Raw genomic sequence first — 23,822 nt, forward strand, 5'->3', positions numbered from 1 at the left:
TCATTGGCGCACCGACAAATACAGGATGCACCGAATTTTTTTTGCCCGGGGCTACAAATTAGCTGTGCTTGGCCTCGCCCCGCGGCACGTGTAGTAAATCACGCTTCGAGCGACCGCCCGCCCTACGCCAGCGGATAACGGACGCCCTCGCCCGTTCAACAATCGAGGCTTTCCATGAGCGCCGGTACTGCAAGCGACAAGCATTTTTCGAATTCCTTCTTCAGCGCATCCTTGGCCGACGCGGATCCGGAAGTCGCGAAGGCGGTGGGCCAGGAACTCGGTCGGCAGCAGCACGAGATCGAACTGATCGCGTCGGAGAACATCGTCTCCCGTGCGGTCCTGGAAGCCCAGGGCTCGGTCCTCACCAACAAGTATGCGGAAGGCTATCCCGGCCGTCGCTATTATGGTGGTTGCGAGTTCGTCGACATCGCTGAGAACCTTGCAATCGAGCGCGCTAAGCGCTTGTTCGATTGCGGATTCGCAAACGTTCAGCCGAATTCCGGGAGTCAGGCGAACCAAGGCGTGTTCATGGCTCTTATGCAGCCGGGTGACACCTTCCTGGGCCTCGACCTCGCTGCTGGCGGCCACTTGACCCACGGCGCCCCGCCGAATGTGTCCGGCAAATGGTTCAAGCCCGTCTCCTACACCGTGCGTCGCGACGACCAGCGCATCGACATGGAACAGGTTGAGCGTCTGGCCCATGAACATAAGCCCAAGGTCATCATCGCTGGCGGCTCGGGCTACCCGCGTCATTGGGACTTTGCCAAGTTCCGCGAGATCGCCGATGCGGTCGGAGCCTATTTCTTCGTGGACATGGCCCATTTCGCGGGTCTCGTCGCGGCCGGTGTCCACCCGTCGCCGTTCCCACACGCCCATGTCGCCACTACGACGACCCACAAGACACTCCGCGGCCCGCGCGGCGGAATGATCCTGACGAACGACGAGGCGCTCGCCAAGAAGTTCAATTCGGCGATCTTCCCCGGCCTGCAGGGCGGACCGCTCATGCACGTCATCGCCGGCAAGGCCGTGGCCTTCGGTGAGGCGCTAAAGCCCGAGTTCAAGATCTACGCCAAGCAGGTGATCGAGAACGCCAAGGCGCTCGCCGATACCCTCATTTCCGGCGGCTACGACATCACGTCCGGTGGGACCGACAACCACCTCATGCTGGTGGACCTTCAGAAGAAGGGCCTGACCGGCAAGGCGGCGGAAGCCGCACTCAGCCGCGCCCACATCACCTGCAACAAGAACGGCGTGCCCTTCGATCCGGCCAAGCCGACGATCACGTCGGGCATCCGCCTCGGCACACCTGCCGGCACCTCGCGCGGCTTCGGCGTCGCGGAGTTCAAGCAGATCGGTGCCCTCATCATTGAGGTACTCGACGGTCTGGTGGCCAAAGGTGAAGGCGGAGATCCGGCGATCGAGGCCGCGGTGAAGGACAAGGTCCACGCCCTCACGCACCGCTTCCCGATCTACGGCTGAAGCCTCCGTCTGCGGGTGCCCCCGCAGATGACGTCATGATAGAGACGGCCGCGGATCGCCATATCCGCGGCCGTTCTCATTTTTTCACCAACCATGCAGGTATCCGCCCGATGCGGTGTCCCTATTGCGGCGGTCCCGACACCCAGGTGAAGGATTCGCGTCCCAGCGATGATTCAGCGGCAATCCGCCGGCGGCGGGTCTGCCCGGACTGCGGCGGCCGCTTCACCACTTTCGAGCGGGTGCAGCTGCGGGAACTGACGGTGCTCAAGCGCTCGGGTAAGCGCGTACCGTTTGATCGCGATAAGCTTCAACGTTCTATCGACGTGGCCGTCCGCAAACGGCCGGTGGATCCGGAACGGATCGAACGTCTGGTCAGTGGCATCACCCGCCAACTCGAAAGCGGCGGCGAGGCTGAGATTGCCAGCGAGGCCATCGGTGAATTGGTGATGGAGGGGCTGAAGGGCCTAGACGACGTAGCCTATGTCCGCTTCGCCTCGGTTTACAAGAACTTCCGTGAGGCGAGCGACTTCAAGGCGCTGCTCGGAACCCTCGGTGATACTCCCGATATCGCAAGGCTACGAGACGATGGAATGAGCGACCAACACGCTCTCCATGAAGTCATGTCAAGTGGTAGCCCGCCGGCCAAACCACCTGCGAAGCGCCAGACGCGGGGGCGGTCATGAACGACTATCAGACAGCCAGCACGGATGATCGCCGCTTCATGCGCCTGGCTCTGGCGATCGGCAGGCGCAATCTCGGGCGGACCTGGCCTAATCCGTCCGTCGGCGCGGTGGTGGTCGCGGGTGAGAGGGGCAAGGAGCGCATCGTCGGGCAGGGCGTAACGGCACCGGGAGGACGTCCCCATGCAGAGCCTCTTGCTCTCGCAATGGCCGGAGAGCGCGCGCGCGGCGCGACTCTCTACGTCACACTCGAGCCCTGCTCTCACCACGGGGCCACCCCCCCTTGTGTCGACGCTATCATCGCTTCGGGAATCACTCGAGTCGTCACTGCGATCGCAGACCCGGATCCGCGCGTGGCGGGGAGGGGCCATGCCCGCCTCGCCCAGGCCGGTATCGCCGTGACACAGGATGTACTCTGCGACGAGGCCGCGAGGGATCATCGCGGACACGTCACGCGCGTGACGAAGAAACGTCCCAGCCTACATCTCAAGCTTGCCCGTACCCTTGACGGATTTGCGGCTGGCGCGCCGGATGAGCGCCTTCGCATCACGGGCCCCATTGCCGATGGCGCGGTCCATCTCTGGCGCGCTCATGCCGACGCAATTCTCGTAGGGATTGGAACGGCGCGGGCTGACGACCCGTCGCTGACGGTGCGATTACCTGGTCTCTCACAACGATCGCCGCTGCGCATCATCCTCGATTCGACACTTCGTCTCTCGCCGGCCTCTCACCTCGTGCGAAGCGCACGGGACATCCCGACTCTTGTGGTGACGACACGATCGGCTCCCATTCACGCCAAGCGGATGCTCGTCTCTTTTGGGGTCGAAACGATCCAGGTCGAGGCCTGCTCACATGGTCGGATCGACCTGTGTGCCGCGCTCTCACAACTGGCCGAGCGTGGAGTGACGCGGATCTGCTGCGAAGGTGGTCCCCACCTCGCCGATTCTCTCGCAGCCGCAGATCTGGTGGATGTCTGCACACTCGTGACTGGCCCCCGTGCCATCGGCGGGGGAGGCCTTCCGGCAGTCGGCGATGCGTTGACGGCGCGCCTCCAAGAGCCCGAATTCAGCATTACCGAAACTCGCGCTTTCGGACCGGACCAGTGTGTTACCTACGAACGGAGCATCTAGATGTTCACTGGCTTGGTAAGCGATGTGGGATCGGTCCTCAGTGTCGAGGGTGATGAGCGTCTGCGCCGAATCCGCATCCGGTCCTCCTACAATCCCGCAACTATCGCCCTCGGTGCATCCATCGCGTGTTCCGGTCCCTGCCTCACCGTGGTGGCGATCGAGCGCGAGGCCAAGGGCTGTATCTTTGCCATTGACGCCGCGGCCGAAACTTTAGCGCGGACCACCGTTGGCGGCTGGGCTGAAGGTACGCGCCTCAACCTCGAACGTTCGTTGAAGATCGGGGATGAACTCGGCGGCCATCTTGTGACCGGGCATGTGGACGGCGTCACCGAGATCGTCGCTCGCGAGAGCGTGACGGGTGGGACCGGCGATCCGCAATGGGCACCAAGCGACCGATTCGTGTTGCGTGCGCCATCATCCGTATCGCGCTTCATTGCAGAGAAGGGTTCGATCTGCCTCGACGGAACGTCACTCACGGTCAACTCTGTGGATGGCGACCTCTTCTCGGTCCTGCTCATTCCGCACACCCTGGCGGTTACGACCTGGGGTGACCGGCGAACCGGCCACAAGCTCAATCTAGAGGTCGACCTGATCGCTCGCTATGCTGCCCGCCTATTCGAGAATCGTGCCTCCTGACGCGCTATCTTGTGATACGCCACCCTTCAGTCTATCGCTCGCCCACCGCGAACGACACGTCGCCGGTCCGCGTCTCAGGCGTCATCGGTCGCAAGATTTCGAACCGGGTCGACCCGGTCATACTGGGTGGCGACGCCGACGATCCGCGCTAACGGCTCATTCGTCACATCCGTGCCGATCTTGCCCTTCGCCACTACAGACAAGGCCTACGATGGTTTCGCCCTCACCCGCCGCCCGGCCGGCAACGCCTACGAACGTGAAGGGCGCGCGCGTCCTCGTGGTAGAAGCGCGATATTACGACGACATTTCCGATGAGCTTCTTGCCGGAGCACAGGGTGCCCTCGACGCAGCGGAGGCCGAGGGCATCGTGGTGACGGTGCCAGGTGCCCTCGAGATCCCAGCCGCCATTGCCATTCTGGTGGAGGAGGCCGCCCGTGCAGGTCAGCCCTATGACGCTGCCGTTGCCTTGGGCTGCGTCATCCGTGGCGAGACCGGCCATTACGACATCGTAGCGACTGAGAGCGCGCGGGCTCTCATGGACTTGTCCGTGGTGGGTCGCCTTCCCCTCGGAAACGGCATTCTGACGGTGGAAACGATGGAGCAGGCGCTTGCCCGCGCCCGCGTTTCCGACCTGAACAAGGGTGCGGGTGCCGCGGAGGCAGCCCTGGCCGTCCTGGCGCTCAAACGTGCCGCGGCTGCCGCGCCCGTGGGAGAGGATTGAGAACCCCATGGCCAAGACGATCGAGCGCAGCGGCGCACGCCTCACCGTGGTTCAAGCGCTGTATGAGATGGAAATCTCCGACAAGGGCGTCATCGAAGCGCTTGCCGAGTTCGAGGCGTATTGGATCGGCCGCGACGTCGACGGCGTCGAACAGCCCCCCGCCGAAATCTCATTCTTCCGCGATCTCTTGCGTGGTGTCGTCGAGGAGCAGCGTGCGATCGATCCGCAATTGGACAAGGCATTGTCGAGCGGCTGGCCGCTGAAGCGCATCGAAGCAGTTTTGCGCGCTATCCTGCGCGCTGGGGCCTACGAACTCATGTTCCGCAAGGATGTGCCAGCTCGCGCTGCGATCTCGGAGTATGTCGACGTCGCCCATAGCTTTTATGCCGGCGACGAGCCTGGCATGGTCAACGCGGTCCTCGATAAGGTCGCCCGTGAGGTTCGCGGATCGGAATTCGCCGGGCTCCCCGGCTCCGGGCGCGCTTGACGATCACGCCCCCCACCGTTCGTTCCGATGAGAACGGGCTGATCGCGCGCTACTTTGCGCCCTGGGCTGGCTATGGCGCGGATAGGCTGCGGGATGATGCCGCCACCCTCGTGCCAAGTCCAGGCTGCGATCTGGTGTTGACTGCAGACGCTATCGTGGCGGGCGTCCACTACCTGGCCGGCGACCCTCCCGCATCCATCGGGCGCAAAGCGCTCGGGGTGAACCTGTCCGATATCGCCGCTAAGGGGGCGATGCCGCGTGGGTTCCTCCTGACGCTCGCCCTGCCTGACGACTGGACGGAAGCGTGGCTTGCCGGCTTCGCCGACGGCCTCAGGGAAGCAGCGACTGCTTTCGATTGCCCGCTTCTAGGAGGCGATACCGTCCGCGCGGCGGGTCCCGCCCTCATTGGCGTGACCGCCCTCGGGGAAGTGCCGCGCGGCAGCATGGTTCGGCGGATGAGTGCGGAGATCGGTGACGTCCTCTGCGTCAGCGGCACGATCGGCGACGCGGCCCTCGGCTTACTGGCCCTGAATGGGGTGATGCCGGAATGGGCCGAGCGCTTGGGGAGGGAGGGTCGAGATGTCCTGATCGACCGCTATCGCCATCCGCGCCCGCGTAGCGCGCTCGCACCGCTTCTCCGCCGCCATGCGCGGGCCGCTATGGACGTCTCCGATGGGCTTGCCGGCGATCTGACGAAGATGCTGATGGGTGCCGGCCGGACCGCCGAGATCACGCTTTCCGATGTGCCGCTTTCCAATGCCGCCCGTGCTGCACTTGCTCTCGACCCGGCGCTGATCAGCCCGATTGTAACCGGTGGCGACGATTACGAGATCCTTTGCGCGGTGGCACCGGACCGGGTTGAGGCGTTCATCGCTGAAGCCCTCTCGTTGGGGGTTCCGCTGGCGCGGATAGGATCGGTCGTCGAAGGCGACCGCCCGCCTGCGTTCCGCCGGCCGGACGGCAGTGAGTACGCCTTCGCCACGCGCTCCTTCAGCCACTTCTGAATCACCGGGCAACTTCCCGCAGCGGTGAGAAGCGTGAGTTGCCGACGTTGCACGTCTCCAGCCTGATCGCGGATGCGCCATTCTTGTAGCGGGTCCCGCGGTAGCCGAGACGCGAAATCGTCCTTCGCCGTCGACGAGGGACCGCAAAATGCCTGCGTCGTCGCGCCGACCTTGCCAGCATGCGGGAAAGAACGCCACACTCTCTCCCAATGCCGCCGCCAGGCTGCACCCACGTGCCACCGCGATCCTGACCATCGGCCGCGCGGCAAACCGGGATCGAACGCATGACTTCAGGCTCCACGCCGGCGACGGCCACCTCTCTCGACGACGGCATCGTTGCCACCGCGGAGGCGTGTCTCGGCCAGGTGGGACAGGCCCGCGACGCGATCCACAAGGTCATCTTCGGCCAGGAAAAAGTGGTCGACCTCGCCCTCATCACCATTCTGGCGGGTGGCCACGGCCTGCTCGTCGGACTGCCCGGTCTGGCAAAGACCAAGCTCGTCGAGACGCTCGGCACCGTGCTCGGGCTCGATGCCCGGCGCGTTCAATTCACCCCCGACCTGATGCCTTCCGACATCCTCGGCACCGAGATCCTCGACGAGGACCAAGACCGCCGCCGCTCGTTCCGTTTCGTGCGCGGCCCTGTCTTCACGCAATTGCTGATGGCGGACGAGATCAACCGGGCCAGCCCGCGCACCCAATCCGCTCTGCTGCAGGCGATGCAGGAGAATTTCGTCTCGGTGGCCGGTGAGCGGCACGACCTTCCGCGCCCGTTCCATGTGCTGGCGACGCAGAACCCGATCGAGCAGGAGGGTACTTACCCGCTCCCCGAGGCGCAGCTCGACCGTTTCCTGCTCGAGATCGATGTCGGCTATCCTGACCGCGCGGCTGAGCGTCGGATCCTCATCGAGACGACGGGAATCGGGGACCATAGCCCGCAGGCGGTGATGTCCACGGAGGCGCTTCTCACGGCGCAGCGCCTCGTGCGTCGCCTGCCAGTCGGCGACGCCGTGGTGGACGCGATCCTCGACCTTGTCCGCTCCGCAAGACCGGAAGGGGGCGATCCTTCTCTGAAGGGAAAGCTCCTATGGGGGCCTGGTCCCCGCGCCAGTCAGGCATTGACGCTGGCGGTGCGCGCTCGCGCCTTGATCGAAGGCCGCGTCGCACCCTCGGTCGCCGATGTGAAGGCGCTCGCGGAGCCCGTGCTCAAGCACCGCATGGCGCTGAGCTTTGCGGCGCGCGCCGACGGTGAGACCGTGCCGGGGATCATCGCCCAGCTGGCTGCGAAGCTTTAGCCGGATGATCGCGACCCGGGTTCTCGACGCGGCCCAGCGCGCTCCTGGGCGACACGAGACCGAAGGCGCGCTCTCTCTCGCCGAGCGGATGCCGCGTTTGATCCTTGAATCGCGCCGTGTCTCCTCGACGCTCGCGCATGGCCTGCATGGCAGACGCCGGGCGGGGCAGGGGGAAAGCTTCTGGCAGTTCAGACCCTTCGTGGCTGGCGAAGCGGCGGCGCGGGTGGATTGGCGCCGCTCCGCCCGCGACGACCGGCTCTACGTGCGCGAGCGCGAATGGGAGGCGACCCACAATATCTGGTTCTGGATCGACCGTTCCGCCTCCATGGGGTTCTCGTCGAGCCTCGGACAGGGGCCGAAGGTCGAGCGCGCCCTCGTGCTCGGCCTTGCCGTCGCCGATGCCTTGGTCGAGGGGGGTGAGCGGGCGGGGCTTCTCGGTCTCACCAGAGCCACGGCCTCACGCCGCATTGTCGAGACGATGGCGCACGCCCTGGTGGCCGACAAAGCAGGTCTTACGCAGGACATGCCGCCGCGCGCCACACCGGGCCGCTTCGACGAGGCGATCCTAATCAGCGATTTTCTCTCGCCTCTGGAACAGGTTAGAGAGTCTGTGGGCTCGCTGGCGGGCTCCGGCACGAGAGGCCATCTCGTCATGGTGGTCGACCCGGTGGAGGAGACCTTTCCCTTCGCGGGGCAAGCCGTGCTGCACGATCCTGAGACCAAGATGAGCCTCGATATCGGTGACGCGGTGTCGTGGGGGGCGGCCTATCGCACCCGCATCGCCGCGCATCGGGAGGGTCTCGCCGAGATCGCCCGAGCCCAGGGCTGGACCCTGACGATCCATCGTACCGACCGGCCGGCTAGCGAGGCGGCCCTGCGTCTCCTCACGCTGGTCGCCGCCGCGCGCGGGACGGGGTGAGGAGCAGCGCATGTTCGGATTGCCCCTGACCTTCGCCGCGCCGCTGGCGCTCGCGGCGCTTATCGTATTGCCGGCATTGTGGTATTTGCTCCGGGTGACCCCGCCGCGGCCGCAGCGGATCGAGTTTCCGCCCTTGCGGATCATGGCCGACCTCCTGGCCAAGCGCGAGACTCCGGCGCGGACCCCGCCCTGGCTGCTGATCCTCCGGATGATCGCCGCCGCCTGCCTGATCCTCGCCGTGTCGGGGCCGGTCTGGAACCCGTCGGGCACCGGCGCGACTTCGGGGCGGACGCCTCTTATCGTCATGATCGATAACGGGTTTTCAGCCGCACATGATTGGCGCGAGCGCATGCGGGCCGCCACCGACGAAATCGAGGCGGCCTCGCGGGACGGTCGCCCTGTGGCCGTGATCGCGCTTGCCGACGCCCCGGCGGCTATAGAGGCGAAGACGCCCGCCGCCGCCCTGGACCGTCTCCGGGCCGTCGCGCCGCGCTCGCATCTACCGCAACGCGACGTCCATTTGACCGCCATCGGAGCCTTCCTCGACCGCCATCCGGCGGTCGCTGTGGTCTGGATCACCGATGGCGTAGCGGGTGCCGCATCCGACGCGTTCGGCAAGGGTTTGTCCGACGCGTTGAACAAAGCCGGCGCCCGTCTCACCATCCTGCGCGCGGAAAATCCACCGGCTCTGGCCCTCGCCGCGGCCGAGAGCGGCGGCAAGCTGACCGCCCATGTGCTGCGCGCTTCGGCCAATGGCCGCGATGCCGGCGCGGTCCGTGCCCTGGATCAGAAGGGCCTGCCCCTGGCCGAGCACGATTTCCGCTTCGCCGACGGGGCCACCGAAACCGAGGTTCAGTTCGAGCTTCCGGTGGAGCTCCGCAACGGCATCAGCCGGCTCGAGATCGCCGCCGAGCGCTCGGCCGGCGCGGTGACGCTGATGGATGAGCGTGGCAAGCGCCGCCGCGTCGGGTTGGTCTTCGGCGGCACCAACGATCAGGCCCAGCCACTCCTGGCCCCGACCTACTATCTCTCCCGTGCACTGACCCCGTTCGCGGATGTGCAGGAAGCACGCGGGGCCAAGGGCGTGGCCGAATCAGTCGGGCAGCTCCTCGACAATCAGGTCTCGGTGCTGGTGCTAGCCGATGTGGGCGCCCTCGACGAGGCGACCATGCGCCGGGTGGCGAGTTTCGTGGACGACGGTGGCCTGCTGCTGCGCTTCGCCGGGCCGCGCTTGGCGGCCGGCAACGACACCTTGGTGCCCGTGCGCCTGCGCCGGGGAGGCAGGACCTTGGGCGGCACCCTGTCCTGGGACAGCCCCAAGACGCTCGCGACCTTTGCCCCGGAAAGTCCGTTTGCCGGGCTGGTCCCCCCGGCGGATATCGGGGTGCGCCGCCAGATCCTGGCCGAACCGGATGGCGACTTGCCGGGCCGCACCTGGGCCTCGCTGCAGGATGGCACGCCCATCGTCACCGCCGAGAAGCGCGGCAAGGGGCAGATCGTTCTGTTCCACGTCACTGCCGACACGACCTGGTCGAACCTGCCGCTCTCCGGCCTGTTCATCGACATGCTGCGCCGCGTGGTCGCCCTGTCGGGCAGCGCTGCGCCGAACGGAGGGGAGGGGTCGACCCGGCCCGCCGCCGCCGTCCTGGCGCCTCGCCTCACCCTCGACGGTTTCGGGGCACTCGGCAGCCCACCCGCCGGCGCCACGGCGGTGCCGGACGATTACGGCGAGCGGGCCAGCCTCGAACACCCGGCCGGATTCTATGGCCCGGCCGACGGCGGCGTCGCCGTGAACGCGCTCAGGCCCGACGACCGCCTGAAACCCCTCGACCTTTCGGCCTTCACCGACGCACGCACCGGTTCGCTCACCGGCGGAGACACTCTCGACTTGCGCGCCACGCTGTTTACCCTGGCGCTGATGCTCCTCATCCTCGACACCCTCGCCGGCCTCTGGCTTGGCGGCCTCTTCAACCGTTCGCGCGGGGGGCTGTTCGGACGCTTCGCCGGACGGGCGGCGGCTGTGCTCATCGTGGCCGGCATCGGCGTCGCCGGCCTGTCGAGCGGCACCCATGCGCAGGAGGGGGCGCGGCCGAACACGTTCGACTCGGCCCTCGCCACTCGTCTGGCCTACGTCGTCACCGGCGACGAGGCGACGGATACGGCCAGCCGCGCCGGGCTCAACGGCCTGACGCAGATGCTGGCCAGCCGGACCGCCCTGGAGCCGGGCGACCCGATCGGCATCGATCCGGGCAAGGACGAGCTCGCCTTCTATCCGATCATCTACTGGCCCATCGTCGCCAGCCGTCCGCAGCCGAGCGAAGCTGCGATCCGCCGGATCGACGCCTTCATGCGCAATGGCGGGACTGTCCTGTTCGACACCCGCGACGCGCTCACGGCTCGGCCGGGCGGCCCGCCGACACCGGAGGGGGCCTATCTGCGCAAGATGCTCTCCACGCTGGAAGTGCCCGAACTGGAGCCGGTTCCGGCGGACCATGTGCTCACCAAGGCCTTCTACCTCGTGGACGATTTTCCCGGCCGCTACGCCACCGGCCAGACCTGGGTCGAGACCCTGCCGCCCGCCGGAGACGGGGCCGAACGCCGCCCCGCGCGGGCCGGCGACGGCGTCTCCCCCATCGTCATCACGGGCAACGACCTGGCTTCCGCCTGGGCGGTGGGCAAGCGCGGCGAGGCGCTCTACCCCATTGTCGGCGGCGACCAGCGCCAGCGCGAGATGTCGTTTCGCGGCGGCATCAACCTCGTGATCTACACGCTCACCGGCAACTACAAGGCGGATCAGGTCCACGTCCCGGCCCTGCTGGAGCGGTTGGGACAGTGATGAGCCACATGATGCGCGGCGTACTCCCCTTTGTCCCAGGGCAATCGCAAGTGACACGACTCCGTCATTCTGGGGCGCCGCAGGCGAGCCCAGAATCCAGATCCGCTGATGGTGCAAAGTCCACCACCACCTGTGTTTCTGGATCCCGGGCTCCGCTGCGCGGCCCCGGGATGACTGCCTGCTACGATTGGGTTGTCGGCGTTTGCAATCGCTTGGCCTCCGACCTCATCCGGAGACCCGCTTTGCGGGCACCTCAGGATGAGGTGGTCTGGCGGGAAAGTGCGGGAACCCGAACCACAGAGGCCGCTAGCCCATGCTGAGCCTCAGCTTCCCCCCCCTCATCCCGTGGCCAGTCATTGCCGGGTTCGGCGTTCTGGTGGCGATCTTCGTCGTCCTCGCCTTCGTGGCGCGGGGGCGCACGGCGATCCTGCGGGCGCTGGCCCTCGGGCTCGTGCTGCTGGCCATCGCCAACCCGTCGCTGGTGCGCGAGGACCGCGAGCCGGTGAAGGACATCGCGGCCATCGTGGTCGACCGGTCGGGGTCGCAAAGTCTCGGTGACCGTCCGGCCATGACCGATACGGTGCGGGCCGAGTTGCAGAGGCGCTTCGGATCGCTCAGCAACATCGAGCCCCGCTTCATCGATGTGCCCGACGCCAAGGACGGCGATGACGGCACCAAGCTGTTCACGGCCCTGTCCCAGGGGCTTGCCGACGTTCCGCCGGATCGGCTCGCCGGGGTGGTGATGCTGACGGACGGCGTGGTCCACGACATCCCGGCCAATGTCGCGGCGCTCGGCATCAAGGCGCCCCTCCATGTCCTCGTCACCGGCCATCCCGACGAGCGCGACCGGCAGATCAAGCTGATCGAGGCGCCGCGATTCGGCATCGTCGGGCGCGATCTCACCATTCGCGCCGAGGTGATGGAGCGGGGCGGCACCGGCAACGCCACCGTCACCGTGCGCCGCGACGGCGAGGAGATCGGACGCCGCACCTTCCCCACCGGCCAGCCCTTCTCGCTGACGACCAAGATCGAGCATGGCGGCCCCAACGTCGTGGAGATCGAGGTCGAGCCGCTGCCCGGTGAGTTGACCACAATCAACAACCGCGCGGTCCTGCCCATCGAGGGCATCCGCGAGAAGCTGCGCGTGCTCCTCGTCTCGGGCGAGCCGCACCAGGGTGAGCGGACCTGGCGCAACCTGCTGAAATCGGACGCGAACGTCGATCTCGTCCACTTCACCATCCTGCGGCCACCGGAGAAGCAGGATGGCACGCCGATCTCCGAACTGTCGCTCATCGCCTTCCCGACGCGCGAATTGTTCGTCCAGAAGATCAAGGATTTCGACCTCATCATCTTCGACCGCTACGCCAACCAGAGCGTGCTGCCCTCGGCCTATTTCGACAACATCGTCCGCTATGTCCGCGATGGCGGCGCGCTGCTCATCGCGGCAGGGCCGGAATTCGCCTCCTCGTCGAGCCTCGCCCGTACCCGGCTCTCCCAGATCCTGCCGGGCGAGCCCAATGGTCGGGTGGTGGAGCAGCCCTACAAGGCGGCGCTGACGGGCACCGGCACCCGCCACCCCGTCACCCGCGCCCTGCCGGGCTCGGAAGCCTCTCCCCCGGCCTGGGGTGACTGGCTGCGCATCGTCTCGGCCCAGACCAAGCCCGGCATCCAGCCGATCCTGCAGGGGCCGAACGCCTTGCCGCTCCTCGCTCTCTCGCGGGAGGACAAGGGTCGGGTCGCCCTGCTCCTCTCCGACCATGCCTGGCTCTGGGCGCGGGGATACCAGGAGGGCGGCCCCTATCTCGACCTGCTGCGCCGCCTCGGCCATTGGCTGATGAAGGAGCCGGCCCTCGAAGAGGAGGCCCTGCGGGCGCAGACGACGGGGCATGGCCGCGAAGTCCGCGTCGAGCGCCAGACCATGGCCGAGACCACCGACCCCGTCACCGTGAAGGGACCGACCGGACCGGAGCGGACACTGACCCTCACGGCCGGGGAGCCCGGCCTGTTCAGCACGACCTTCGAAGCGACGGAACTCGGGCTCCATACCCTGCGCTCCGGCTCGCTCATCGCCTTCGTCAGCGTCGGGCCGCCGAACCCGCGCGAACTCACCGACGTGTTCAGCGATACCGAGCGTCTGAAGGCCCTGGCCGAAGGGACCGGCGGCTCGATCCGCCGCGTCGCCGATGCGGGCGGGACCACCGTGGTGCCGCGCCTTCAGGCCGTGCGCAGCGGGCGTCTGGCCGGCGCCGACTGGATCGGCTTCCGCCCCAGCGACGGCGCCGTCATTCGCGGCGTCGAGGTCTATCCCCTGGCGCTCGGTCTGTGGGCGCTGGTGGCTTTGGCCGGTGCGGTGCTGGCGATGTGGCTGGTGGAGGGCCGGCGCGGCCGGGTGGCGTAGAGGTTGTCGACCCTCCCCCCTCTGCGGGGGAGGGTGGTCGCGGAGCGACCGGGAGAGGGGGCGACCTCTCCGATGATGGCGCTCCCCTCATCCGACTTGGCTGCGGGCCACCTTCTCCCGCAGAGGGGAGAAGGAGTGGCGTGCGTCTCACCCTCTGGGGAGGGTCAGCCTCGCGTCTCGCCGCCCAAGATTGCGAGCGGACGAACGGGCCTGACGGTCCCCGATACCGTCTCCAAGGCGCCGGGACGGAGTTCGAGCCAGAGGAAGCGCGCGGGGTCGACCGGTCCCGGCGGCAGCAGGCGGCCCGGCGGCACGGGCGCGAAGCCGAAGCGGCGGTAGTAGGGCGCGTCTCCCACCAGAATGACGAGCCCGTGGCCGCCGGCCCGCGCGGCGTCGAGGCTCGCCTGCATCAACGATCCGCCGATGCCGCGCTTACCGAAACTCGGATCCACCGTGAGCGGCCCCAGCACCAAAAGCGGCCCTCCCGCCTCCGCCGGAGCGACACGGACCGAGCCGACGAGATACGTGCCGACGAGCGCGGTGAAGCAGAGATCCGCCATGGGCCGGGCGCCTTCGCGCAGGCGATAGGCGGTGCGGGCGAAACGTCCCGGCCCGAAGGCGCGGGCGTGGAGGCGTTCGATGGAATCGGCGTCGCCCGGCCGCTCGGGCCGGATGACGAGGGGCAGGCTGGTCATGTCGCCCGCGCCGAGAAATCGATGCGCGGATCGATCCAGGTGTAGATCAAGTCGGAGAGCAGGTTCACCGCCAGACCCATCAGCGAGAAGATGTAGAGCGTGGCGAAGACGATCGGGTAATCGCGCCCGACGATGGCGGTAAAGGACAGGAGGCCGAGCCCGTCGAGGGAGAAGATCGTCTCGATGAGCAGGGAGCCGGCGAAAAAGGCCGAGATGAACGCGCCGGGAAAGCCCGCCACCACGATCAGCATGGCGTTGCGGAACACGTGTCCGTAGAGCACACGCCGCTCGGTGAGGCCCTTCATCCGCGCCGTCATCACGTATTGCTTACGGATCTCGTCGAGGAACGAGTTTTTGGTAAGGAGCGTCGAGGTGGCGAAGGCGCCGAGCACCAGGGCGGTGAGGGGCAGCGTCATGTGCCAGGCGTAATCGACGATCTTGCCCCAGAGGGTGAAGTTCTCCCAGCCCTCGCTGGTGAGGCCCCGGATCGGGAAGACCTGCAGGAACGAGCCGCCGGCGAACAGGATGATGAGGGCGATGCCGAACAGGAAGCTCGGGATCGCGTAGCCGACGATGACGATGCTGGAGGTCCACAGGTCGAAGCGCGAGCCGTCCTTCACCGCCTTGCGGATGCCCAGCGGAATCGAGATTGCGTAGGACAGCAGAGTCATCCACAGGCCGAGGGAGATCGAGACCGGCAACCGCTCGCGGATCAGCTGCAGCACCGAGACGTCGCGAAAATAGCTCTTACCGAAATCGAAGGTGGCGTAGTCCCACAGCATCTTGGCGAAGCGCTCGGGTGCCGGCTTGTCGAAGCCGAATTGCTGTTCGAGCTTCTTGATGAAGGCCGGGTCGAGCCCCTGTGCGCCGCGATAGCGCGAGCTCGTCTCCGAGCCGCCGCCGGCCGAGCGCCCGCCGCCGCCGAGATCGCCGGCCCCGCCGGTGACGCGGGACAGGCTGCCCTCGTTCTGGCCCTGAAGCTGCGCCAGCACGCGCTCCACCGGCCCGCCGGGGGCGAACTGGACGATGACGAAGGTGATGAGCATGATCCCGAAGATCGTCGGTACCATGAGGGCGATGCGGCGCAGGATGTAGGCGAGCACGTCTGGTCCTCAATTCCTGCCGATTCGCCGGGCCTTGTCGGCATCGTGCCACCAGATCGCCGGCGCGCCGAGATCGTAGGCCGGTCCGGGGGAGGGGTGGCCGTAGACGTCCCAGAGGGCAAGGCGGTGATCGGCCTTGTACCACATCGGAATCCAGTAGCGGCCCGAGCGCAGCACCCGGTCGAGGGCGCGGGCGGCGACGGTGAGATCGGCGCGGGTGGACGCATCGAGCACCCGGCCGATCAGGGCGTCCACCGTGGCGTTGGAGATCCCGGCGAGGTTGTCCGAGCCCGGCGTGGCGGCGCTGGCCGAGCCGTAGACCTGCCTCAGTTCCGGCCCGGGCGTCGGGCCGTTGCTATAGCGGCGCGAGGTGATGTCGAAGTCGAAATCCTTCAGGCGGGACTGATACTGGGAGGTGTCCACCCGCCGGATGGTGGCCTTGATCCCGATCAGGCCGAGATTACGGATGAAGGATTGGGTGTGCGGCTCGAGGGCCGGATCCGCGTCGAGGAACTCGATCTCCAGGGGCTTGCCTCCCGGCAGCGCGATGGTGCCGCCCTCCCGCGTGCAGCCCGCCTCGCGCAAGAGCGCCACGGCGCGGCTGAGCAGTGCCCGGTCCTGGCCGGAGCCGTCGGACTGCGCCGGCTGCCAGGCTTCGCCGAAGACCTCGTCCGGTAGTCCGGCGCGCATGGGGTCGAGCAGCGCGAGCTCCTCGGCCGAGGGCTTTCCGGTGGCCTTGAGGTCGGAATTCTCGAAGAAGGAGGCCGTGCGGATATAGGCGCCGAACATCAGGTTCTTGTTCGCCCAGGGGAAGTCGAAACACAGGCCGATCGCCTCGCGGACCCGGCGATCCTTGAAGGCTTCGCGCCGCGTATTGATCCACCAGCCCTGCGTGCCGGAAGGGCGCGCATCGGGCACGACCTCCTTGCGCACGCGGCCCTCGCGGAAGGCGGGGAAATCGTAGCCCGTCGCCCAGACGCGGGCGGTGAACTCCTCGCGGAAGGTGAAGATGCCGCTCTTGAACGCCTCGAACGCCACCTGACGATCGCGGAAATACTCGTAGCGGATCTGCTCGAAATTGTTCTGGCCCACCATCACCGGCAGGTCGGCGGCCCAGTAATCGGCCACCCGCTCCAGCTCGATGAAGCGGCCGGCTTCCAGGCGCCCGACCTTGTAGGGGCCGGACCCCATCGGCGGCTCCAGGGTGGAGGCTTCGAAGTCGCGGCCCGCGTAATAGGCCTTCGAGAAGATCGGCAGGGTGGCGACGAAGAGCGGCAGATCGCGGCTGCGGCCCTTCTCGAATCGCACGACCAACATCTCGTCGCTCTCGGCCACGGCATCCGCCATGTCGCGGATCACCTGCGAAATCTCGGGGTGGCCCTTCTCCTTCAGTAGATTCAGGGAGAAGGCGACATCGGCGGCGGTGAGGCGCGTGCCATCGTGGAACCGCGCCTGGGGGCGAAGGGTGAAGCGGTAGGTGAGGCCGTCCTCGCTCGCTTCCACGCTGCGGGCGACGAGGCCATAGAGCGAATCGGGCTCGTCCAGCGCCCGCACCATCAGCGTATCGAAGGTGAGGTTCATGCCGGCGGCGCCGTCGCCGCGCAGGACGTAGATGTTGAGGGTGTTGAACGTGTCGCCGGCCTGGTTGCCGAGGGTCGCCGAGAGCTGCGCCGAGAACCGGCCGCCGCGTGGCGCGGCCGGGTTCACATAGGCGAAATGCGGGAAGTCGGCCGGGTATTTCAGTTCCCCGAAACTCGACATGCCGTGTCTCGCCCCGGTGAGGGCGGCCCCCGCCGGCTTCGTCAGGGCGGTGGCGATGCCGAGGGCGCCGGCCCCGGCGACGAAGTCCCGGCGGGTCGGCGCGAACCTCACCGCGGCGCCCCGGTCTTGGCGGCGAGCGCCTCGTCGTACCACCACGTGGTCGGGAAGCCGGACGAACCGTAGAGCGGGAGGGTCGCCGGGTGCGCGAACCGGTTCCAGCGCAGGGTCCGCCACACGTTCGAGGCCCATTGCGGCACGACGAAGTTGTGGGCGAGGAGCACCCGGTCGAGGGCGTGGGTGGCGGCAAGCACGCCCGGGCGGTCCTTGGCGAAGATCACACGCTCGATCAGCGTATCGATGGCCGGGTCCTTGATGCCGATCAGGTTGCGCGATCCCTGCTTGTCGGCCGCGGCCGAGCCCCAATATTCGCGCTGCTCGTTACCGGGCGAAAGCGACTGGCCCCAGGAACTCGTGGTCACGTCGAAGTCGAAGCCGCGCAGCCGGTTCTGGTATTGCGCCTGGTCGATGACGCGCAGCGAGGTCTGGATGCCGATGAGCTTCAACTGAGCCGAGAAGGGCAGGATCACCCGCTCGAACACGCTCTGGAACTCCAGGAACTCGACCGTGAGCGGTTCACCGGTCTTCACGTTGGTCATGCGCCCGTCGCGAAGCTCGTAGCCGGCCTCCTTGAGGAGGCGCACCGCCTCGCGCAGGTTGGCGCGCACGGCATCGGGCGTGCCGTTGACCGGGTTCGCGTAAGGGGTCGTGAAGACGGAGGCCGGGACTTTGTCCTTCACCGCCTCGAGGATCGCCAGTTCCTCACCCTGGGGGAGCCCCGACGAGGCGAGTTCCGAGCCGAAGTAGTAGGAGTCGATCCGCTTGTAGAGGCCGTAGAACAGCGAGCGGTTCATCTCCTCGAAATTCATGGCGAGGTTGAAGGCGCGCCTCACCCGCTCGTCGGCGAATTTCGCCTTGCGGGTGTTGAAGACGAAGGCCTGCATGGTGCCGTTCCCGCGATCGGGGAACTCCTCCTTGATCAGGCGCCCCTCCTTCACGGCGGGGAAATCGTCATAGGCCGTGGCCCAGTTGCGGGCGACGTTCTCGGCCCGGAAGTCGAACAGGTCGCCCTTCAGCGCCTCGATCAGCACGGTGGAATCGCGAAAATACTCGTTGCGCATCGTGCCGAAATTGTTGCGTCCGGCATTCACCGGCATGTCGGCGCCCCAGTAATCGGCCACGCGCTCATAGGTGGCGCTGCGGCCCGGCTCGAACTTGGCGAGGCGGTAGGGGCCGGAGCCCAGCGGCATCTCGAGGGTGGTCTGGGTAACGTCGCGCTGGCGCCCTTCCGCGTCCTTGCCCGTCCACCAGTGCTTGGGCAGCACGCGGAGCTGGCCGAGCACCTGCGGTAATTCGCGGTTGCCCTTCTCGGCGAAGGTGAAGGTGACCTCGCGCGGGCCGGTGACTTCGCCCTTCGCCACCGTCTGGTAATAGGCGGCGTAGAACGGGCTGTTGGCCTTCAGGGTCTCGTAGGACCAGACCACATCCTCCGGCGTGATCGGCTTGCCGTCGTGCCAGCGGGCGTTCTCGCGCAGGCGGTAGGTCACGGAGGAGAGGTCGTCGGCGAGTTTCGCCCCCTCGGCCAGCAGGCCGTAGGAGGTGAAGGGCTCGTCGAGCGATTCCGTCATGAGGGTATCGTAGATCTGGCCGATCCCGCTCTCGAGATCGCCCTTCAGCCCGGAGACGACGAGATTGAAATTGTCGAACCCGCCCTGGGCCCCGAGGCGGACGAGGCCGCCCTTGGGGGCCTTCGGGTCCGCGTAATCGAAATGCTTGAAATCGGCCGGATATTTCGGCTCGCCCATCAGCGTGAGGGCATGGGCCCACCCGCTTTCCTGCGTGGCGGCGCGCGCACTCTCCGCGAAGCTCGCCACGGCGAGGGAGACTGCCAAGGTAGCGGCGAGTAGGCGTCCGATCAGGGCTGTTCGCTTCACGAGGCGGCTGTCTCCCGAATTCCATGGCCGAAGCCGTAGAGGGCTCAGGCGGCATGTCCTTCTAGGACGCCGGGGCGGGGCACGCCAAGCGGGCAAGTCCCAGGCGCGTCGGTTGAACGCGTGGGAGGACCGTCCTCCGAAGGACGTCGGAGTGCTTGACGCAACTCTAGATCAGGGTCGATTTTCCCGCGACGTACCACACCGTAGCGGGAGCGGGAGCGGGAGTTTCGTGAGAGAGGGGAAGAACCTGTTTAGGCTGTTTTCCCAAGGGCTTACCTCATCCTGAGGTGCCGCGCAGCGGCCTCGAAGGAGGCCTCCAGAACCCATAGAGCAGACTGGAGGGCTCCTTCGAGGCCCTTTGCTCAGGCAAAGGGCACCTCAGGATGAGGTGGTCTGATTGGATAATCGACTGCTACGGATGATCCGCTCACGCCTGATCATCCGTAGGACAAATCCGATCGACCGGACGTCAGACGATCTGAACGCTCTTGGGCGTGATCTCGGCGATCTTGGTGGCGCCGACCTGGCGCATGATCGTCTCGAACTCGCGCTGCATCAGGGTGAGCACCATCTCGACGCCCGGCTGGCCGAAGGCGGCGAGGCCCCAGATGTAGGGACGACCGACGCAGACGGCGGTGGCGCCGAGCGCCAGGGCCTTGAGCACGTCGGTGCCGCGGCGGAACCCGCCATCGATGAGGACCGGCACCTTGCCGTTCACGGCAGCGACCACCTCGGGCAGCGCGCCGATGGTCGATTGCAGGCTCTCCTCGGCGCGGCCGCCGTGGTTGGAGACGATGATCGCGTCGACGCCGTGGGTAAGGGCGATCTTGGCATCTTCCTGGGTCATGATGCCCTTGAGGACGAGCTTGCCCTTCACGATGCCGCGCAGGCGCTTCACGTAATCCCAGGTCATGCCGGTGCCGTAGAGGTTGGTGACCTTCGACACGTCGATCTCGTCGAACATCGGCTTGCGGCTGACTTCGTTCTTGAAGCCGGGCGTGTGGCAATCGGTACAGGTGCGGGTGTCGGCGCGGCGCTCGCGGAACAGCGTCTCGGTGTTGCGGCCGCCCTGGCGATCCACGGTGAGCACGATGGCCGGCGCGCCGGCCGCCTCGGCCCGTTTCACCAGCTTCTCGGTCACAGCCCAATCGTCGGTCGGGTAGAGCATGTACCAGACGGGCGCGCCGCGCTCCTTGATGACATCCTCGATCGAGGTGCTGCCCACCGTGGACAGGATCATCTGATGACCCTTGACCTTGCAGGCGCGGGCGGCGGCGGACTCCGCCTCGGGGTGGAACGCGCCTACGCTGCTGACGGGCGCCAGGGCGATGGGGCTGGCCCAGGTCTCGCCGAAGATCTTCACGGTGGTGTCGATCTTGCGCACGTCGATCAGGCGACGGGCACGGACGTGGATCCTGTCGAAATCGTCACGGTTGGCCTTCAGCGTCTTGTCGGCGTCGACGCCGCTGGCAAGGTAGCCGTAATGCGCCGGCGGCAATTCCTTCTTCGCCACGGGCTCGAAATCGAACACGTTGAGGGCCTGCGCCGGGGAGGCGATGAGGTCGCCGTTCATCACGGGAGCGGCGCGGAGCACGTCGTAGCTCTGGGCCACGGCTTCGGTGGTTCCGAAAGCGGCGATGCCGGCCAGGGCGCGGGCAGCGCTCGGTGCGAAAAGCGGGCTGGTCGAGAAATACGTCAGCAGCTTGCGACGGTGGATCGATGCATGCTCGCTCATAACACTCTGCCCTTCAAATCCGTTCGACCTATGCGCCGTTTCCACGGCCCAGATTACGGGGCTTTCCTGCATCATTTTTATTGTGCAATGCAATAACTGATATAATTCTAACTCAATGTGGTGGTGTCCCACTCCCCCGTCCTACCGGGAAATCCTTCCACAAAGTCGACAGGGAGACTGTTTTTCGACTCACAGCGCAGGATTATCGTGCTTAATTTGCTGTCATCACGATCATGCGATCCGCACCGCCTCAGTCACCGGGTGAGCCGGCTTTCACATTATTTTGCTGCAGTGCGGGATGCTGTCGGCCCGGGTGATTCCCTCGTTGGAAACGCGGCGCATGTCCTGGAACGCAAAAGGCCGGGACAAGCCCGGCCTTTCCGATCGTTCATCGATGCGGGAACTTCCCCCAGTCGCGTAGCCTACTGCGCGGGCTTCTCTTCCGGCGCTTTCTGATCGGCAGGCTTGTCGCCAGCCGGGCTGTCTGCAGCCGCGGCCTTCTCCACGGCGGGGAGCGGAGCCGGCGTATCGGCGAGCGAGCGCAGGTAAGCGATCACATCGGCGCGCTCCTGCGGAGCCTGGATCCCGGCGAAGGCCATCTTGGTGCCGGGCACGTAGGTCTTCGGATTGGCGAGGAAGTGGTCGAGCTCGTTGTAGGTCCAGGTGCCGCCCTTTTCCTTCAGGGCAGCGGAATACTCGAACCCGCCTTCATGCGCGCGCTGACGATCGACCACGCCCCAGAGATGCGGGCCGACCTTGTTGGGGCCGCCCTTCTCGAAACTGTGGCAGGCGGCGCACTTCTTGGCGGCGCCGGTGCCTTTCTCGACGCTAGCGCTGGCGAGGCGAACCGGAAGCGGCTCGACCTTGGCAGCGGCGGCCGCACCACCGCCCGCCGCCTCGGGCTGAGGCTCGGGGAGGGCGTAGCCCGCGCTGCCGGCGGGCTTCGGAGAATAAATCAACTCGGCGACAAACCCGGAGCCCATGGCGAGAAGAAGAGTGCCGAGAACGGCGCCCGCGACCTTGTTCAGCTCGAAAGAGTCCATTCTCGACAACTCCGGGGGCGTCCGCCGGTTGCGGCGGCATGCGAGGCCCGGTGAGCGGATGCCCCGGACTCTGGAAATGTTCGAGGGTGAATAGCGGTACTCGACCGATCTTGACAATGCCGGAGTCACGGGCCGCGTAGTCGCAGAGGCGAAGCTGTCACCCGTGCGCCGCCCCGGCGACGATGACAACCCGCATCGCCCCTGCTAATCCGCCCCCTCACTGGAGAGATCCGCCGGTCGATGTCAGATCCCCTCGTCCTGATCCCCGCCCGCATGGCGGCCACGCGGCTGCCCGACAAGCCCATGGCCGACATCGCCGGCGAGCCGATGATCGTGCATGTCTGGCGCCGGGCCGTGGAGGCCGGCATCGGCCCCGTGGTGGTGGCGACTGATGCCGTCGAGATCGTCGATGCCATCGAGCGGGTCGGAGGCCTCGCGACCCTCACCCGGGCCGATCATCCCTCCGGATCGGACCGGCTGGCCGAGGCCCTCGAGATCATCGATCCGCAGGGCAACCACGACGTCATCGTCAACGTGCAGGGCGACCTGCCGACGATCGACCCGGCGGCCATCGCGGCCGCGATCCTGCCACTCGCGGATCGGGCTGTGGATATCGCCACCCTCTGCGCCCTCATCACCCGCGACGAGGAGCGGCACGATCCCAACGTGGTGAAACTCGTGGGCCATCACGTGACGCCGAACCGCTTGCGCGCCCTCTATTTCACCAGGGCGCAGGCGCCCTGGGGGGAGGGGCCGCTGTTCCACCATATCGGCCTTTACGCCTATCGCCGCCGTGCGCTCACCCGCTTCATGGCCCTGCCGCCCGGGGAGCTCGAGACCCGCGAGAAGCTGGAACAGCTGCGGGCGCTGGAGGCGGGCATGCGCATCGACGCCACCATCGTCGACGACCTGCCGCTGGGCGTCGACACCCCCGCCGACCTCGAGCGCGCGCGGGCCGTGCTCAATGCCCGGCGCCTCAACTGACGAACCGAGTCATCACCTCAATGTCCCAGACGACCGAGCCCCGCACGTCCGAATCCCGCACGTCCGAATCCCGTAAGACGATCTCCTACCAGGGTGAGCCCGGCGCGAACTCGCACATCATCTGCGCCCAGGCCTATCCGGACTGGACCCCGCTGCCCTGCGCCTCGTTCGAAGAAGCCTTCGCGGCGGTGAATGACGGCCGCGCGGCGCTGGCGATGATCCCGATCGAGAACTCCATCGCCGGCCGTGTCGCCGACATCCATCATCTCATCCCCACATCCGGCCTGCACATCGTGGCCGAGCATTTCCTGCCGATCCATTTCCAGTTGATGGCGCTTCCCGGCACGCCGATCGAGGCGATCAGGACGGTGCACAGCCATGTCCACGCCCTCGGCCAGTGCCGCAAGATCATCCGGCGGCTGGGGCTGAAGGCCATCGTGGCCGGCGACACGGCGGGCGCGGCGCGCGAAGTCGCCGAGGCCGGGGATCCCAGTCGCGGCGCGCTGGCGCCGGCCATGGCGGCAGGCGTCTACGGGCTCGATATCCTCGCCCGTGACGTGGAGGACGAGAGCCACAACACCACGCGCTTCGTGGTGTTCTCGCCCGAGGCTGTGGAGGTACCGGCCAATACCGGACCGACGGTGACGAGCTTCATCTTCCGCGTCCGCAACATCCCGGCCGCGCTCTACAAGGCGCTCGGGGGCTTTGCCACCAACGGCGTCAACATGTCGAAGCTCGAAAGCTACATGGTCGAAGGCCAGTTCTCGGCGACGCAGTTCTATGCGGAGGTCGACGGCCATCCGGAGGATCCGGGTCTCGCCCGCGCGCTGGACGAACTCGCGTATTTCTCGCGCGAATTACGCATCATCGGCACCTACCCGGCCCATCCGTTCCGCGAGACGACGCGGCTGGCGGCGGAGTAGGC

The 23,822-nt window shown here is 66.9% G+C and carries 18 protein-coding genes and 1 pseudogene; 13 read left to right on the forward strand and 6 right to left on the reverse strand.

Annotated features, from left to right (window positions below):
- The first annotated feature begins 174 nt into the window (after positions 1 to 174).
- The 11 genes from glyA to ASF32_RS14805 all read left to right on the forward strand — a co-directional run bounded on the left by glyA (position 175) and on the right by ASF32_RS14805 (position 13,585).
- Entirely contained in the window at positions 175 to 1,479 is a 1,305-nt protein-coding gene (glyA, locus tag ASF32_RS14755; protein ID WP_056429738.1) for a serine hydroxymethyltransferase, read from the forward strand.
- Positions 1,480 to 1,589: 110 nt separating this feature from the next.
- Positions 1,590 to 2,162 (forward strand): transcriptional regulator NrdR, encoded by a 573-nt coding sequence (nrdR, locus tag ASF32_RS14760; protein WP_056430453.1) that lies wholly within the window; start codon positions 1,590 to 1,592, stop codon positions 2,160 to 2,162.
- A gap of 38 nt (positions 2,163 to 2,200) precedes the next feature.
- Positions 2,201 to 3,289, forward strand: a complete 1,089-nt coding sequence (gene ribD / locus ASF32_RS14765) for a bifunctional diaminohydroxyphosphoribosylaminopyrimidine deaminase/5-amino-6-(5-phosphoribosylamino)uracil reductase RibD (RefSeq protein ID WP_200919151.1) — start codon at positions 2,201 to 2,203, stop codon at positions 3,287 to 3,289.
- Positions 3,290 to 3,925, forward strand: coding sequence for a riboflavin synthase (locus ASF32_RS14770; RefSeq protein ID WP_056429741.1), 636 nt, complete (start codon positions 3,290 to 3,292; stop codon positions 3,923 to 3,925). It begins immediately after the preceding gene.
- A 211-nt stretch (positions 3,926 to 4,136) separates the two neighbouring features.
- The gene (gene ribH / locus ASF32_RS14775; RefSeq protein ID WP_056429743.1) at positions 4,137 to 4,646 is read left to right on the forward strand and encodes a 6,7-dimethyl-8-ribityllumazine synthase; all 510 of its coding nucleotides are present in this window, start codon (positions 4,137 to 4,139) and stop codon (positions 4,644 to 4,646) included.
- A 7-nt stretch (positions 4,647 to 4,653) separates the two neighbouring features.
- Positions 4,654 to 5,133 (forward strand): transcription antitermination factor NusB, encoded by a 480-nt coding sequence (gene nusB, locus ASF32_RS14780; protein WP_056429745.1) that lies wholly within the window; start codon positions 4,654 to 4,656, stop codon positions 5,131 to 5,133.
- Positions 5,134 to 5,135: 2 nt separating this feature from the next.
- A complete protein-coding gene (thiL, locus tag ASF32_RS14785) occupies positions 5,136 to 6,137 on the forward strand; it encodes a thiamine-phosphate kinase (RefSeq protein WP_056430456.1) in 1,002 nt (333 codons plus the stop codon).
- A gap of 284 nt (positions 6,138 to 6,421) precedes the next feature.
- Positions 6,422 to 7,432, forward strand: a complete 1,011-nt coding sequence (locus ASF32_RS14790; protein ID WP_056429747.1) for a MoxR family ATPase — start codon at positions 6,422 to 6,424, stop codon at positions 7,430 to 7,432.
- A gap of 4 nt (positions 7,433 to 7,436) precedes the next feature.
- Positions 7,437 to 8,351: a DUF58 domain-containing protein gene (locus ASF32_RS14795; RefSeq protein ID WP_056429751.1), complete on the forward strand. Its 915-nt coding sequence runs from the start codon at positions 7,437 to 7,439 to the stop codon at positions 8,349 to 8,351.
- Between the two features lie 10 nt (positions 8,352 to 8,361).
- On the forward strand, positions 8,362 to 11,187 hold the full coding sequence (locus tag ASF32_RS14800; RefSeq protein WP_056429753.1) for a DUF4159 domain-containing protein: 2,826 nt from the start codon (positions 8,362 to 8,364) through the stop codon (positions 11,185 to 11,187).
- 313 nt (positions 11,188 to 11,500) lie between these two features.
- On the forward strand, positions 11,501 to 13,585 hold the full coding sequence (locus ASF32_RS14805) for a hypothetical protein (RefSeq protein ID WP_056429754.1): 2,085 nt from the start codon (positions 11,501 to 11,503) through the stop codon (positions 13,583 to 13,585).
- Between the two features lie 164 nt (positions 13,586 to 13,749).
- Here ASF32_RS14805 and ASF32_RS14810 read toward each other — a convergent pair whose 3' ends face one another.
- The 6 genes and pseudogenes from ASF32_RS14810 to ASF32_RS14835 form a co-directional block, all read right to left on the reverse strand.
- The gene (locus tag ASF32_RS14810; RefSeq protein ID WP_056429758.1) at positions 13,750 to 14,280 is read right to left on the reverse strand and encodes an N-acetyltransferase; all 531 of its coding nucleotides are present in this window, start codon (positions 14,278 to 14,280) and stop codon (positions 13,750 to 13,752) included.
- Positions 14,277 to 15,383, reverse strand: a complete 1,107-nt coding sequence (locus tag ASF32_RS14815) for a microcin C ABC transporter permease YejB (protein WP_056429760.1) — start codon at positions 15,381 to 15,383, stop codon at positions 14,277 to 14,279. Before ASF32_RS14815 ends, ASF32_RS14810 begins: the two co-directional genes overlap by 4 nt.
- 9 nt (positions 15,384 to 15,392) lie before the next feature.
- Positions 15,393 to 17,255 (reverse strand): extracellular solute-binding protein, encoded by a 1,863-nt coding sequence (locus ASF32_RS14820; protein ID WP_056429762.1) that lies wholly within the window; start codon positions 17,253 to 17,255, stop codon positions 15,393 to 15,395.
- On the reverse strand, positions 17,252 to 19,075 hold the full coding sequence (locus tag ASF32_RS14825; RefSeq protein ID WP_244483668.1) for an extracellular solute-binding protein: 1,824 nt from the start codon (positions 19,073 to 19,075) through the stop codon (positions 17,252 to 17,254). The genes ASF32_RS14820 and ASF32_RS14825 overlap by 4 nt, the downstream gene beginning before the upstream one ends.
- 529 nt (positions 19,076 to 19,604) lie before the next feature.
- A complete protein-coding gene (locus ASF32_RS14830; RefSeq protein ID WP_056429766.1) occupies positions 19,605 to 20,870 on the reverse strand; it encodes an alpha-hydroxy acid oxidase in 1,266 nt (421 codons plus the stop codon).
- 431 nt (positions 20,871 to 21,301) lie between these two features.
- A pseudogene (locus ASF32_RS14835) lies at positions 21,302 to 21,913 on the reverse strand (cytochrome c family protein); the annotation flags it as partial.
- Positions 21,914 to 22,153: 240 nt separating this feature from the next.
- Here ASF32_RS14835 and ASF32_RS14840 point away from each other — a divergent pair.
- A complete protein-coding gene (locus tag ASF32_RS14840) occupies positions 22,154 to 22,897 on the forward strand; it encodes a 3-deoxy-manno-octulosonate cytidylyltransferase (protein ID WP_056429770.1) in 744 nt (247 codons plus the stop codon).
- A 20-nt stretch (positions 22,898 to 22,917) separates the two neighbouring features.
- Positions 22,918 to 23,820, forward strand: coding sequence for a prephenate dehydratase (locus ASF32_RS14845; RefSeq protein ID WP_056429772.1), 903 nt, complete (start codon positions 22,918 to 22,920; stop codon positions 23,818 to 23,820).
- The last annotated feature ends 2 nt before the right edge of the window (positions 23,821 to 23,822 follow it).

It is taken from the genome of Methylobacterium sp. Leaf91, from assembly GCF_001422815.1.
GTDB lineage: Bacteria > Pseudomonadota > Alphaproteobacteria > Rhizobiales > Beijerinckiaceae > Methylobacterium.